Origin of the sequence: Pseudomonas sp. NyZ201 (assembly GCF_049860765.1) — a bacterium.
Lineage (GTDB): Bacteria > Pseudomonadota > Gammaproteobacteria > Pseudomonadales > Pseudomonadaceae > Aquipseudomonas > Aquipseudomonas bharatica.
On record NZ_CP187557.1, the window covers coordinates 2,253,324 to 2,267,185 of the forward strand.

11 protein-coding genes are annotated in these 13,862 nt (G+C 64.9%); 5 read left to right on the plus strand and 6 right to left on the minus strand.

Annotated elements, in window-relative coordinates; translation table 11 throughout:
* Nucleotides 1–12 precede the first annotated feature (12 nt).
* Both ACPFMA_RS10085 and ACPFMA_RS10090 read left to right on the plus strand, forming a co-directional pair.
* On the plus strand, nt 13–1,752 hold the full coding sequence (locus ACPFMA_RS10085; protein WP_064303240.1) for an autotransporter assembly complex protein TamA: 1,740 nt from the start codon (nt 13–15) through the stop codon (nt 1,750–1,752).
* The gene (locus tag ACPFMA_RS10090; RefSeq protein WP_425930091.1) at nt 1,749–5,429 is read left to right on the plus strand and encodes a translocation/assembly module TamB domain-containing protein; all 3,681 of its coding nucleotides are present in this window, start codon (nt 1,749–1,751) and stop codon (nt 5,427–5,429) included. Before ACPFMA_RS10085 ends, ACPFMA_RS10090 begins: the two co-directional genes overlap by 4 nt.
* Nucleotide 5,430: 1 nt before the next feature.
* Here ACPFMA_RS10090 and ACPFMA_RS10095 read toward each other — a convergent pair whose 3' ends face one another.
* The 4 genes from ACPFMA_RS10095 to ACPFMA_RS10110 form a co-directional block, all read right to left on the minus strand.
* Nucleotides 5,431–5,994 carry a DUF2589 domain-containing protein gene (locus ACPFMA_RS10095; protein ID WP_420057068.1) on the minus strand — a complete coding sequence of 188 codons (564 nt, stop codon included), beginning with the start codon at nt 5,992–5,994 and terminating at the stop codon, nt 5,431–5,433.
* A gap of 76 nt (nt 5,995–6,070) precedes the next feature.
* The gene (locus tag ACPFMA_RS10100) at nt 6,071–6,715 is read right to left on the minus strand and encodes a DUF2589 domain-containing protein (RefSeq protein WP_420057069.1); all 645 of its coding nucleotides are present in this window, start codon (nt 6,713–6,715) and stop codon (nt 6,071–6,073) included.
* Nucleotides 6,716–6,791: 76 nt separating this feature from the next.
* Entirely contained in the window at nt 6,792–7,172 is a 381-nt protein-coding gene (locus ACPFMA_RS10105; protein WP_064303244.1) for a Mor transcription activator family protein, read from the minus strand.
* A 298-nt stretch (nt 7,173–7,470) separates the two neighbouring features.
* Entirely contained in the window at nt 7,471–7,929 is a 459-nt protein-coding gene (locus ACPFMA_RS10110) for a hypothetical protein (RefSeq protein ID WP_420057070.1), read from the minus strand.
* 163 nt (nt 7,930–8,092) lie between these two features.
* On the opposite strand from ACPFMA_RS10110, the gene ACPFMA_RS10115 reads away from it, so the two are divergent.
* Nucleotides 8,093–8,281, plus strand: coding sequence for a hypothetical protein (locus tag ACPFMA_RS10115; RefSeq protein ID WP_009401013.1), 189 nt, complete (start codon nt 8,093–8,095; stop codon nt 8,279–8,281).
* A gap of 41 nt (nt 8,282–8,322) precedes the next feature.
* Here the strand turns inward: ACPFMA_RS10115 and ACPFMA_RS10120 are convergent, their stop codons facing one another.
* Nucleotides 8,323–8,715 (minus strand): fe2+ zn2+ uptake regulation protein, encoded by a 393-nt coding sequence (locus ACPFMA_RS10120; protein WP_279897279.1) that lies wholly within the window; start codon nt 8,713–8,715, stop codon nt 8,323–8,325.
* 177 nt (nt 8,716–8,892) lie between these two features.
* On the opposite strand from ACPFMA_RS10120, the gene ACPFMA_RS10125 reads away from it, so the two are divergent.
* Nucleotides 8,893–11,238, plus strand: a complete 2,346-nt coding sequence (locus ACPFMA_RS10125; protein WP_425930092.1) for an acylase — start codon at nt 8,893–8,895, stop codon at nt 11,236–11,238.
* Here ACPFMA_RS10125 and yegQ read toward each other — a convergent pair.
* Complete coding sequence (gene yegQ / locus ACPFMA_RS10130) at nt 11,228–12,544, minus strand: tRNA 5-hydroxyuridine modification protein YegQ (protein WP_425930093.1); 1,317 nt, start codon at nt 12,542–12,544, stop codon at nt 11,228–11,230. The genes ACPFMA_RS10125 and yegQ overlap by 11 nt on opposite strands.
* A 233-nt stretch (nt 12,545–12,777) precedes the next feature.
* Between yegQ and ACPFMA_RS10135 the strand changes: the two genes are divergently transcribed.
* Nucleotides 12,778–13,842, plus strand: a complete 1,065-nt coding sequence (locus ACPFMA_RS10135) for an AI-2E family transporter (protein ID WP_009401007.1) — start codon at nt 12,778–12,780, stop codon at nt 13,840–13,842.
* Nucleotides 13,843–13,862 lie beyond the last annotated feature (20 nt).

Genomic DNA, 13,862 nt, shown 5'->3' on the forward strand with positions numbered 1-13,862 from the left:
GCATCCGTGCCCATGACGTATTCAGGACGCTTTTCCCTGGGTTTGATCCTGTGCCTGGCCAGCAGCCTCGCCGCCGCACAGAGCGAACTGGTCGTTCGCATCAAGCCCGCCAACACCGCACTCAAGGCCAATGTCGAGGGTTATATCGGAAGCCTCGGCGAGCGTGACGAAGAGGCGCTGCTGCGCTTCAGTCGTGGCGCCGAGGAGCAGGCGCGCAAGGCCGCCCAGGCCCTGGGTTACTACCAGGCCCGGATCGACAGCGAGGTGCTGCCGCCTCGCGACGAGGACAAGGGGCCACGCCTGCGCCTGACCATCGAACCCGGCGAACCCATTCACCTGCGTAACGTCAAGGTGCGCATCGACGGCCCGGCCAGCCAGCTCAAGGCCTTTCGCATCCCCGACAGCAAGGCGCTGCGCAGCGGCGCGGTGCTCAATCATGGCAGCTACGAGGACGCCAAGCGCCTGATCCAGAACCAGGCCTCGCGCTATGGCTTCTTCAAGGGCCACTTCACCAGCAATCGCCTGGCGGTGGACCCCGCTGCCGGGGTCGCCGATATCGAACTGGTCTACGATAGCGGCCCGCGCTATAGCCTGGGCAAGGTGACGTTCGACGGCGATTCGCCCTTCGATGAAGACCTTCTGCAACGCATGGTGCCGTTCAAGGAAGGCACGCCCTACGACTCCGAGTTGATCGCCGAACTGAACAACGCCCTGCAATCCAGTGGTTACTTCGAAGGCGTGCGGGTCGATGCCGCACCCACGGCGGCGCAAGGCCAGAGTATCCCGGTGGCCGTCGACGTGCAGGCGCGCAAGCCGCGAACCATGGGCCTCGGCCTTGGCTATTCGACCGACGTCGGGCCGCGGGTGAAGGCCAACTGGACTCGCCACTGGGTCAACCCGCAAGGCCACAGCTACGGGATCGAAAGCGAGGTTTCGGCTCCTCGGCAGAATATCGGCCTGTGGTACGACGTGCCCCTCGACCCGCCGCTGACCGACAAGCTGCGCTATGCCGGCGGCTATCAATATGAAGAGATCGCCGGCACCGATACCTTGAGTAAATTGCTCACCGTCGGCCCGGAATGGCACAGCAAGCTGCCCAGCGGCTGGCAGCGCGTGCTGTCGCTGAAATGGCAGCGCGAGGAATATCGCCTGGGTGACGATTCCGGGCTGAGTACGCTGCTGATGCCCGGCGTCAGCTACAGCTACCTGCGCAGCGACAACCGTATCGATCCGCACAACGGCTACCGCCTGCAATTCGATGCGCGGGTGGCCAAGGAAGGGCTGATGTCCGACACCAACCTGCTCAACGGCACGGTGCTGGTCAAGGGCCTGACCACCCTCGCGGACAAGCACCGTTTCCTCGGTCGTGCCCAGTTCGGTGGCAGCGCCACCAACGGTTACAAATCCGTACCGCCATCCCTGCGCTTCTTCGCCGGTGGCGACCAGAGCGTGCGCGGCTACGATTACCAGACCCTGTCGCCGACCAACAGCGACGGCGATCGCATCGGCGGTCGCTACATGGTCGCGGCCAGTGCCGAATACCAGTACCAGATCGCCGATAAGTGGCGGGTGGCGACCTTCGTCGACCAGGGCAACTCCTTCAACAATCTCGAACTCCCCAGCCTCAAGACCGGCGTCGGCTTCGGCGTGCGCTGGATTTCCCCGGTGGGGCCGCTGCGTCTGGACCTGGCCAAGGCGCTGGACGACGACGGCGGGATTCGACTGCACTTCTCGATGGGACCAGAGCTGTGAAACGGGTAGCGAAATGGAGTGCGATCAGCCTGTTCGCAGTGTTGGTTCTGATAACCCTGGCCTTGGGCCTGGTGCTGGGTACGCAAGCGGGCAGCCGTTGGGCCCTGGGCCTGGTGCCCGGCTTGCAGGTGGACGGTTTCCAGGGGCGTCTGGCCGGTTTGTGGCAGGCGGAAAAGCTGGTCTGGCAGTCCGGTGAGGACCGCGTCGAACTGACCGCGCCGCTGCTTGAATGGACGCCCGGCTGCCTGCTGCGCCGGACTCTGTGCGTGGACAAGCTGCACGCCGCGCAGATCGAGCTGGCCTTCGCGCCCACCGAAACCGATCCGGACAGCGGTCCGCTGAAACTGCCGGACCTCGATCTGCCGCTGGCCATCGAGCTGGGCGAAGTCCAGGTCGGCGTGTTGCGGCTGGACGGCGCCGAGCAACTCAGTGGCCTGACCCTCGCCGCCCACTGGACCCGCGAAGGCCTGAAGATCGACAGCCTCGACCTCAAGCGCGACGACCTGCACCTGACCCTGCAAGGCCTGCTGCAACCCAGCGGCGACTGGCCATTGCAGGCCGAGGGCCAGTTGCAGTTGCCGGCGGTAGATGGCCAGGCCTGGCAACTGGCGTTGCAGGTCAAAGGCGATCTGCAGAAGAGCCTCGACCTGCAGGCCGACAGCAGTGGCTACCTGCAAGGCCGCCTGAGCGGCCAATTGCAACCCTTGGTGGAAAACCTGCCGGCCCAGGTCCATCTCAGCGCCAGGGACTTCAAGGCTGCCGCCAGCCTGCCGGACACCTTGCTGTTCCAGCAACTGGAACTGACTGCCCATGGTGATCTCAAGGCCGGTTACCAGTTGGTTGGCGCTGGCAATCTCGCCGCTCGGGACGGCCCGATCAACCTGGCCCTGCGTGGCCGGGTCGATGCCAAGGGCGCCGAAGTGGCCGGGCTGGACCTGACCGCCAGCGCCGAGCAGCGCCTGGCCCTGACCGCCACGGCCAATTGGGAAAACGCCCTCGCTGCCACGGCCACCCTCGACTGGCAGGATTTCCCTTGGCTGCGCCTTTATCCGCTGGACGAGGCGCCGCAAGTAGTGCTGCATCGCCTGAAGGCCCAGGTGCAGTACCGCGATGGCAGCTATGAAGGTGATTTCAGTGGCGAGCTCGACGGGCCGGCCGGCGCCTTCACCCTGCGCAGTCCGTTCAACGGCGACCTTGGCCGCATCAGCCTGCCGCAACTGGTGCTGAACGCGGGGCAGGGCAAGGCCGCCGGCAGTGTCAGCGTGGCCTTCGCGGATGGCGTGGCCTGGGACGCGGCCTTGGATCTGTCCAATCTCGACCCGGCCTATTGGCTCAAGGAGATGCCCGGCACGCTTGCCGGCCCGCTGCGCAGCAAGGGCGAGCTGAAGAACGAAAAACTCTCGCTGAACGCTGACCTCGACCTCAAGGGCCGCCTGCGCGGCCAGCCTGCGCTGCTGCAGCTCAAGGCCGAAGGCGCGGGCGAGCAGTGGACCCTGGGCACCCTGCAAGTGCGCCTGGGCGACAACCGGATCAATGGCAGCGGCAGCCTGCAACAGCGCCTCGCCGGGCAGATCGACCTGAACCTGCCGCGCCTCGGCCAGCTCTGGCCGCAACTGCAAGGGCAGGTCAAGGGGCGGCTGGATGTCTCCGGCACCCTCAAGGCGCCGCAAGGTCAGTTGAAACTGCAAGGCACGCAACTGGCGCAGGCAGAAAACCGTCTGCAATCCCTCGATCTCGACGCCCGTCTCGATGGCGCACAAAAAGCCCTGATCAACCTCGATGCCAGCGGCATCCGCGCCGGCGAAACGGCACTGGGTACCCTGACCGCCAAGGGCCAGGGCGATATCCGCCAGCAACAGTTGCAACTTGCCCTCGATGGTCCGCAACTCAAGCTGGACCTCGGCCTGGACGGGCAACTGGACCAGAAAAAAGGCGACTGGCGCGGACGCCTGGCCAGGGGCGAAATCAAGGCCGGCGGTCAGGAATGGCGCCTGCAGGCGCCGGCCACCTTGCAGCGCCTGGCCAACGGGCAGATCGATTTCGGTGCCCACTGCTGGCGCTCCGGGCCGGCCAGCCTGTGTGGCGATCCGCAGCGCCTGGCACCGGAGCCGCGGATTCGCTATCACCTCAAGGAATTCCCGCTGGAAAGCCTGGCGCAATGGCTGCCGAAGGACTTCGCCTGGCAGGGCCGGTTGAATGCCGATATCAATCTCGACCTGCCGGCCAGTGGCCCGAAAGGTTCGGTGCAGGTGGATGCCAGTGGTGGCACCCTGCGCATCCGCGAGAAGGGCCAGTGGGTCGATTTCCCTTACCAGGCCCTGCGCCTGGACAGCACCCTTGGCCCACGTCGGGTCGATACCCGGTTGGACTTCCGTGGCGGTCGCCTGGGTGAGCTGAGCCTGAATGCACGTATCGATCCGCTGGCGCGCAACAAACCGTTGATTGGCGATTTCAGCCTCAGCGGCCTTGACCTCGCGGTGGCGCGGCCCTTCGTGCCGATGGTCGAGCGCCTGGCCGGGCAGTTGAATGGCAGCGGACGGATTTCCGGCACGCTGCTGGCGCCGCTGGTCAATGGCAACCTGGTGCTGTCGGGGGGCGAGGTAGCAGGGGCCGAGCTGCCGCTCAGCCTGCGTGACCTGAGCGTACGGGCGCAGATCGCCGGCGAGCAGGTGCAATTGAATGGCGACTGGAAAAGCGGCGAGCTGGGCCAGGGCCGCCTGGGTGGCGAGATCGGCTGGGGCCAGGCGTTGAGGGTCAACCTGGCCCTGCAAGGCCAGCGCCTGCCGGTCAGCGTCGAGCCCTATGCGGCGCTGGAAGTGGCGCCGGACCTGAAGATCAGCCTACAGGGCGAGCGTCTGGCGGTCAGCGGCAAGGTGCTGGTACCCAAGGGCACGATTACCGTGCGCGAGCTGCCCCCGTCGACGGTCAAGGTGTCGGAGGACACGGTGATCGTTGGCCAGCAGACCGAGGAAGGCAAGGCGCCGATGCAGGTGGCGATGGATATCGACGTGCAGGTCGGCCAGGACAAGCTGGCCTTCAGCGGCTTCGGCCTGACCGCCAACCTGCTCGGCCAGGTGCATATCGGCGATAACCTCGATACCCGCGGCGAACTGAGCCTGGCCGACGGTCGCTATCGTGCCTACGGCCAGCGCCTGACCATCCGCCGCGCCCGGCTGCTGTTCGCCGGCCCTATCGACCAGCCCTACCTGGACATCGAAGCGATCCGCAAGACCGACGATATCATCGCCGGCATCCGCCTCACCGGCAGCGCCGAGCAGCCTACCACCACGGTGTTCTCGGAGCCGGCGATGAGCCAGGAACAGGCGCTGTCGTACCTGGTGCTGGGGCGTCCGCTGAGCACTACCGGCGAGGACAACAATATGCTGGCGCAAGCGGCGCTGGGGCTTGGCCTGGCGGGAAGTGCGGGAATCACCGGCAGCCTGGCATCGAGCCTCGGCATCGAGGACTTCCAGCTGGATACCGAAGGCAGCGGGCAGAGCACCGCTGTGGTAGCCAGCGGCAACCTGACCGAGAAATTGAGCTTGCGCTACGGCGTGGGCGTGTTCGAGCCGGCCAATACCATCGCTCTGCGGTATTTGCTGAGCAAGCGCCTGTACCTGGAAGCGGCCAGTGGCGTGGCCAGCTCCCTGGACCTGTTCTACAAGCGGGATTTCTAGCTCAGCGCACGGTGGCGGCGTCTATGAACTCGTTGCTGGAGGTTGGCGGGCCGTCGGCAGGGGCGGACTGGCGGAACGGCGAGATCAGGTTGGTGTACTCCTCGATCAGCCGGTTCAGCGCTTCGGGCGGCTCGCAGGCCTGGAACTGCATGCGGATCTGTACCTCGTCCGGATCGCGCGCCTCGCCCTGGCGGCGGTTCTGCTGGCCGACCTTGACGAAGAAGCGCTGGTGCGCGGAGTCGCTGCATTGGCCAGGGGCAGGGCGGGTATTCTGGATCCTCACCGAGAGGTCCACCTGCATCCGCTCCAGCGCCAGTCCGCGTGGTGCAACCAGGGTGATCAGCGGGATCTTCAGGGTGTGCCGGTCATCCATTGCCACTTCGACCATCTTCGCCTTCATCGGCGCGCCCAGTTGCTGGCTGTCGTAGTCGAAAAACTGGTCGAACAGCCTGATGTACTGCTGGGCGATCAGCCCGGTGGTGGCGGAAGCGGCCTCCTGCAGACCGCGGGTGATATCGCAGAGGTCACTGGTGGCGATGGGTTCCTTCGGGGGCGTCTGGTCCACGGGCGGCATTCCTTGGCTTGGATGAAAGGTTGCCCCGCACTAGGCGGGGCGGTGGTGCGTGTTCGGAGGATGCTGATCAGGCAGGCGGCGCTGCCTGGGTCTTCGGATCAGGCAGCGCGTTGTCGGTCGGCGGTGCGTCCGGGTTGCTGGTCTCGCTGTTGGGCAAGGTGATCGGCTTGGTCGCTGCCTCGGTGAGGAAGTCGATCACCCGCATCAACGCTTCCGGTGGATCCTGGCGGGCGATGCGGGTACTGATGGCATAGCGGGCCCGGGTGTCTGTCTTGCGGGTCTGTGCCGACTTGTGGCTGACCTGGCCCTTGACCTCGAGCTTGAACGGGCCCCAGCCCAGGGACGCGCCGAACTCCGCGGAACCGGCGGTTTCCTTGGTGTCTTCGGCGCTCTGGCTGATGGTCAGCTCGAAGTCGATGGTGCCTTCCTCGATCACGATGTTCGGGTGGGCAACCGCCGCCAGCAGCGGGATCTGCATCTTGCGCGACATGGTGCCTTTGTAGACACCCTGTTCGTCGGTGATGGCCTCGTCATAGTCGAACTGGATCGAGACCGCCTTGCCGTCCTTGACACAGACCCCCAGGAGGAAGTCCGCGTAGCTTTTGCTGGCGGTGACCTGGGCCTGGATCATGGCTTGCAGGGGGCCGGAAATCATCCGGTCCAGGGGCAGTGCGTTGATTACCGAGCCGATAAGGCTGCTATCGATGGACATTCAAGAATTCCTTCTCTTGCTTGCGCGAAAGTGCGCGGTGACTGCGGGGCACGAACGTGTGCCCCGCAGTGGTTTTCTAGCGTGAGTGCGCTTCCTGGCGACGGATGTTGCCGATCTGGCGCAGGCTCAGCCCATATTTATTGGCCAGTACGCTGCGCGACAGGCCGTTGGAGCTTTCCTCCTGGATCTGCTGGTTGCGCAACTGGCGGTTGAAGTGGTCGCACTTGGGAATTTCCAGGGCCATGCCGGCATAGCGCTTGATCAGGGCTTCCAGAGCGTCGGCCGGGAGGATCTCGGCCAGCGAAGTGCGTTCGCGATGCTTGGGTATGTACTTGGGTCGGCCGCCGTAGATATGGGTCAGGCGGTAGGCATGTTCGATGCCGATGCACTCGATCAGCATCTGCAGGGATTGAGGGAGCTGCTCGATATCGATTCGCTTCAGGTCACATGATTGCATGTTGACGTCCTTGTTTTTCTGGCGTGAGCAAAAGGGTCTCTGTCTGGGCCAGGCGAGGCTTGAGCGTTGTGCAGGATGGGTAGCGAGCACTGGGCTGGCCAGGTGGCGTGGGATCGATTCTCGACCAGCCTTGCAGTGGTCGCTAGGTAGCAAGCAGGTCAGGAGCGGTAGCCAAGAAGTCAAAGCACTGTAAGTATCGTGATTACATCAAGTAGGCAGAAACCTGCTGATGAGCCTGTAGCCCCTGCCCCTTCGCGCGCCCCTCGGATAGAGGGGCGCGTGGTTGCTCAAGGCTGACTCAAGGGCAAGGTTGGCTGACCAGCAGGCTGACCTGGCCCATCCATGGCCCGGGGTCGCCGCGAGTCCCCTCGGGGAAGGTACGCCAGTCGACCGTCAGGCACAGGGCGCTAAGGGGTGTGCCGCCTAGCTTGCCGACCACCAGCGGCTGGAAGTCGCGCCGGTATTGCACGCGGGTCAGGTTTTGCGCACTCGCCGAATCGGGACGCGACAGGGTGGCCCGGGTCAGTTCGTCGATGCGTTGCTGGGACACGACGAAATGCGCCGCCTTGCCTGGCGTCAGGTGTCCGGCTTCGCGGCTGCGCTGCCAAAGCAACTGCCACTGGCTGCTGCCGGCAGTCTGCGCCAGGCTGCTGGCCAGGGCGATCAGCTCGGTTTCGCTGCGGTTTTCGGTTTCCAGCGCCTGGGCGCCGAGGCAGGTAGACAGCACCAGGCTGCCGAGAAGGGTGCGCAAGGACATGATATGAAGGCTCGCGGGGAAGGGCCTGGGCCCGGAGCCGAGCATGGTTTCAGCTGGTGCCTGCGGAAAAAACAGGGAAAAGATCCTCCGGAGCGAGGCTGCGATGTATCATTGCGCCCGGTCGCTCATCGGCCTTCACCATCGCTGCTGCAAGGATTTTCCAATGACTCAAGGGCAACGCCTGAAATACTCGATCCTGATGACCCTGGTCTTGCTGGCCGCCATGCTGGGCCTGTCGTGGCTGCAGAAGCAGGGGGTGATCACCGAGCAGATGTTCCAGTACATCGCCATGGGCCTGGCCGTGGTTTTCGTGGTCATCAATGGCATTCTGCGGCGCAAGGTCAAGCCCTGACCGAGCAGAGCAGGGCGGCCGGCGCAACGCCGGCCGGTCGCTCAACGCGAAGGGGCCTGCTCCAGAACGGCGCGGGCCTGGGGGTTGAGGCTGTAGCATTTGTCGCTGCCCATGCTGATCACGCCTTCGACGCAAAGGCGCTTGAGCACCTCGCGAACGCTCAGGAACGACAGCGGGATATCGAGCCTTTCCAATTGACTGTGGATGCCGCGCACACCAATGGCGCGTCCTTCGCGATCGGCCGTGTGCAAGGCATCGATCACCTTGAGGCGGATCAGGCTGGTGCGCAGGCCGAATACCCGCAGCAGCTCGCGGATCTGCTCGTTGCCGGCACGTTCCTCGGTTTCCGCTGCCTCGTTCCTGGCCGGCAGCGTGGCGTTGGTCCTGCGTCTGAAGCGAAGTGGCTGGGGTGGTTGCGGTTGCTGGTCGTACATGCAAAAACTCCCTTTTCAGAGCCTGTCTGTCCTGCGTTCAAATGACGCTCCCAACCTATAAGACGAATGAGAGCGACAAATCTGCAATTGGAGCGGAAAAAAATTCCGCCTTTCTACCTGTAACGAAGCAGCCACCCCTTTACCGTAAATTTTTCATCCGGACTTCGTTCTATCAGGATGTCCTTGCTATGCCTGATTCCGGCAGGAGTTCCCGTGATCGCCATTCCCCCTTCCTCCAGGCTTTGCCTGGCCCTGCTGCTGGCCGGTATCGGCCTGTGTGCCCAGGCCCGGGACAATCCCGGGGCGGTTTCCGCCGAAATCCGCCGTACCACCTTCGGTGTGCCGCACATTCTCGCCCGTGACGAGCGCGGCCTCGGCTATGGCATCGGCTATGCCTACGGGCAGGACAACCTGTGCCTGCTGGCCAACGAGGTCGTCACGGTCAACGGCCAGCGTTCGCGCTGGTTCGGGCCGCAGCAGCGGACCCTTGAACAGCGGCGCAATCTCTCCAGCGATCTGTTCTTCACCTGGCTGAATACGCCGCAGTCCGTGTCGGCGTTCTGGCAAGCACAGCCGGCGCCGATCCAGGCATTGCTGGAAGGTTATGCCCAAGGCTTCAACCGTGCCCTGGCCGAGCGTCGCGAACAGGGCCTGCCCGCCGAATGCCAGCAAGCCGAGTGGCTGCGCCCCATCACTGCGTTCGATCTGGTCAGGTTGACTCGGCGCTTGCTGGTGGAGGGCGGGGTCGGCCAGTTCGCCGAAGCAGTGGCAGGTGCCACGCCGCCGGGCACGGTTGCCCGGTTCGACCCTAAGGATCTGCGCGTCGCCCTGGAAAACCAGCGCCGCTTCGCCCTTGAGCGCGGCAGCAATGCCATTGCCCTGGGCAGCGAGCGATCGCGCACGGGGCACGGCATGCTCCTGGCCAATCCGCATTTCCCCTGGAATGGCGGCATGCGCTTCTACCAGATGCACCTGACCATCCCGGGCCAGCTCGACGTCATGGGCGCGGCGCTGCCTGGCCTGCCGCTGGTGAATATCGGCTTCAACCGTCATCTGGCCTGGACCCACACCGTGGACGCCTCGCGACATTTCACCCTGCATCGCCTGCAGCTCGATCCGGCGGATCCGACCCGCTACCTGTTCGATGGCCGCTCGTTGCCGATGGATCGGCAGACGCTGAAGGTCACGGTCAAGGGCGAGGACGGGCAGTTGCGCGAGATCAGCCACGAACTGTTCAGCACCCGTTTCGGCCCGGTGGTGCGGTGGCCGGGACGCCTGGACTGGACGCCCGGCGTGGCCTTCAGCGTGCAGGACGCCAACCTCGGCAACACCCGGGTGCTGCAGCAATGGCATGCGCTCAACCAGGCCGACAGTCTCGCGGCCTTGCAGGCGTCGGTGCAGCGTTTGCAGGGTATTCCGTGGGTCAACACCCTGGCCACCGATGCCGGTGGCCGCACCCTGTACCTCAACCAGTCGGTGGTGCCCTACGTTGACGCCGAGCTGCTGGGCCGCTGCAGCGACCCGAAGGCCGGTGCCGAGATGATCGTGCTCGACGGCTCGCGCAGCGCCTGCGACTGGAAGGTCGACGCCCGTGCCGTGCAGCCGGGGATCTTCCCGGCGCAGATGCAGCCGCAGTTAAGCCGCGGGGATTTCGTCCAGCATGCCAACGACAGCGCCTGGCTGGTCAATCCGGCACAGCCGTTGACCGGTTTTTCGCCGCTGGTCAGTCGGGACGGCATTCCCCTTGGTCCGCGCGCGCGTTTTGCCTTGACCCGGCTGGAACAGCCTGGTCGGCTGGGGGCCGAGGACCTGAAGAAAATGGTGATGAACGACCAGGTCTACCTGGCCGACGTGTTGTTGCCGGACATCTTGGCATGGTGTGCCGGCGTGGGCGATGAGGCCGATCTGAAACGGGTCTGCGCCGCACTCGCCACTTGGGATGGCCGGGCCGGCCTGGACAGCGGCCTTGGGTTGGTGCATTTCCAGATCATCATGCAGGCATTGCAGGAGAAAGGCGGCTTCTGGCGGGTCGCATTCAATCCGGCCGATCCGATGCACACCCCGCGTGGCCTGGCCTGGGAGCGTGCCGCAGTGGCGAAGATGTTGCGCGAAGCAGCGCTGGCCTCGGCGGCGCGGGTGGCCGGTGCCGACGAAGCGACCCGCTGGGGCCAGATTCAGCAGGCCGCCGACGGCACGCCGATCCACGGCGGCCCGGCCAATCTCGGCGTGTACAACGCGATCCAGAGCGTCGACGGTGCGCCGGGCAAGCGCCGGGTGGTCAGCGGCACCAGCTATCTGCAACTGGTGACGTTCGACGACAAGGGGCCGCAGGCCGAGGGTCTGCTGGTGTTCTCGCAGTCCAGCGAGGCCGCTTCGCCTCATGCCAGCGACCAGACCCGCGCGTTCTCGGCTGGTCAGTGGCACGCGACACCCTTCACCGAAGCGCAGATCAAGGCCGATCCGCAGTACCGCACGCAGTCGATCGGCGAACCGCTGCCGAGTGAGGCCGCTGTCAGCCGTTGACATCACGCATCAGCAGGCCGTAGGCCAGGTCTGCCTGCTCGGGTACTGGCAGGTAGACCACATGGCCGTCGCCGGGGGCGACCTGCAGCGGTTTGCCGTGGCGGTCGCGCAGTTCGGCCAGGTCGAAGTGGAAGTTGCCAGCCGGGGTCATCAGCTCCAGGTGATCGCCCAGGGCGAAGCGGTTCTTCACCAGGACTTGCGCCAGCCCGTCGACCCGTTCACCGGTCAGTTCGCCTACGAACTGCTGGCGCTCCGACACCGAGTTGCCGCGCTGGTAGTTCTGGTATTCGTCATGCACGTGGCGGCGCAGGAAGCCTTCGGTGTAGCCGCGCTGGGCCAGGGATTCGAGGTCGAGCATCAGCGAGCGGTCGAATTCGCGTCCGGCCACCGCATCGTCGATGGCCTGGCGGTACACCTGGGTGGTGCGCGCGCAGTAGAAATGCGACTTGGTGCGTCCCTCGATCTTCAGCGAATGCACGCCCATGCGCGTCAGGCGCTCGACATGCTGCACGGCGCGCAGGTCCTTGGCATTCATGATGTAGGTGCCGTGCTCGTCCTCGAAGGCCGGCATGTCTTCGTCCGGGCGATTGCTTTCCTGGAGCAGGAAAACCTGCTCGGTGGGGGCACCGAGGCCGAGGGTCGGTTCCGGTTCGAAGGCGCGGACGATATCCCCGGTTTCGTTCTCGGTGGCCTCGCTGGCGGTATATTTCCAGCGACAGGCGTTGGTGCAACTGCCCTGGTTGGCGTCGCGGCGGTTGAGGTAGCCGGACAGCAGGCAGCGCCCGGAATAGGCCATGCACAGTGCGCCATGGACGAAGACTTCCAGCTCCATCTCCGGTACCTGCTGGCGGATTTCCTCGATCTCTTCCAGGGACAGCTCGCGCGACAGGATCACCCGGGTCAGGCCCAGGCCCTTCCAGAACTTCACGCTGGCCCAGTTCACCGTATTGGCCTGCACCGAAAGGTGGATCGGCATCTGCGGGAAATGCTCGCGCACCAGCATGATCAGCCCCGGGTCGGACATGATCAGCGCATCCGGGGCCATGGCGATCACCGGCTCCAGGTCCTTGAGGAAGGTCTTGAGCTTGGCGTTGTGCGGCGCGATGTTGACCACCACGTAGAACCGTTTGCCCTGGGCCTGGGCTTCCTTGATGCCGAGGGCGAGGTTGGCGTGGTCGAACTCGTTGTTGCGCACCCGCAGGCTGTAGCGCGGCTGGCCGGCATAGACGGCATCGGCGCCATAGGCAAAGGCGTAGCGCATGTTCTTCAGGGTGCCGGCGGGGGCGAGCAGTTCGGGCTTGGTCATGGTCGGTGCACCGGGGCAAAAGGCGCGGATGCTACGGCAGGGGCGGTTTCGATTTATTGATCTGGAGCAACGGCACTTTCTGCGTGGCGCAGAGCACTAATGATCACGCGGATCCTGTGGGAGCGGGTTCACCCGCGATTACGTCGGTGAATCCACCACTGCAATCGCGGGTAAACCCGCTCCCACAAGGTCCGCGCTCAGTCCATGAGTGTTGTGTTGATCTAAGGACCGACATGAGCGAAACCGCATTGCAAAAAAGAACCCTCATCGGGTTGCTGGTCCTGGTCACGGTGGCCTTCTTCTGGATCCTCCTGCCGTACTACGGGGCCATATTCTGGGCCGTGATTCTTGGCGTGCTCTTTGCGCCCATGCAGCGGCGCCTGCTGCTGCGCCTTAACCAGCGACGCAGCCTGGCCGCCGGGCTGACCCTGCTCGTGTGCCTGTTGATCGTGGTTTTGCCGGTAATCGTCGTCAGCGGCCTGCTGGTGCAGGAAGGCGGGATGATCTACAAGCGCATCGAGAGCGGCGAACTGGATATCGCCGGTTATGTCGAGCGCTTCAAGGAAGTGCTGCCGCCCATCGTCCAGCATGGTCTGGAGCGCCTTGGCATCGGAGACCTCGACGGCCTGCGCGACAAGGTTGCCAAGGGCGCGATGGAGGGCAGCCAGTTCTTCGCCAGCCAGGCCTACAGCTTCGGCCAGGGCACCTTCGACCTGGTGGTTAGCCTCGGTGTGATGCTGTACCTGCTGTTCTTCTTCCTGCGCGATGGTGCGGAGCTGGTGCGGCGGATCCGCATGGCGATCCCCCTGGCCGAGCAGCAGAAGCGCCGCCTGCAGTTGAAGTTCAACCGGGTGGTACGCGCCACGGTCAAGGGCAACCTGCTGGTGGCCATCGCCCAGGGTGCCCTGGGCGGCCTGATCTTCTGGGTGCTGGATGTACCGAGCCCGCTATTGTGGGGCGTGCTGATGGCCTTCCTGTCGCTGCTGCCAGCGGTGGGCGCGGGAATCGTCTGGGCGCCGGTGGCGGTGTATTTCCTGTTCAGCGGAGCGGTATGGCAGGGCGTGGTATTGACCGCCTTCGGCGTTTGCGTGATCGGGCTGGTGGATAACCTGCTGCGCCCGCTGCTGGTGGGCAAGGATACGCGCCTGCCGGATTACCTGATCCTGGTCTCGACCCTCGGCGGCCTGGCGGTGTTCGGGCTCAACGGCTTCGTCATCGGGCCGTTGATCGCCGCGCTGTTCGTGTCCAGTTGGGGGATCTTCACCAATACCCGGCCGCAGGTGCAGTTGCCGCCTTGACAGGCCGGGCGTGCCTCGCG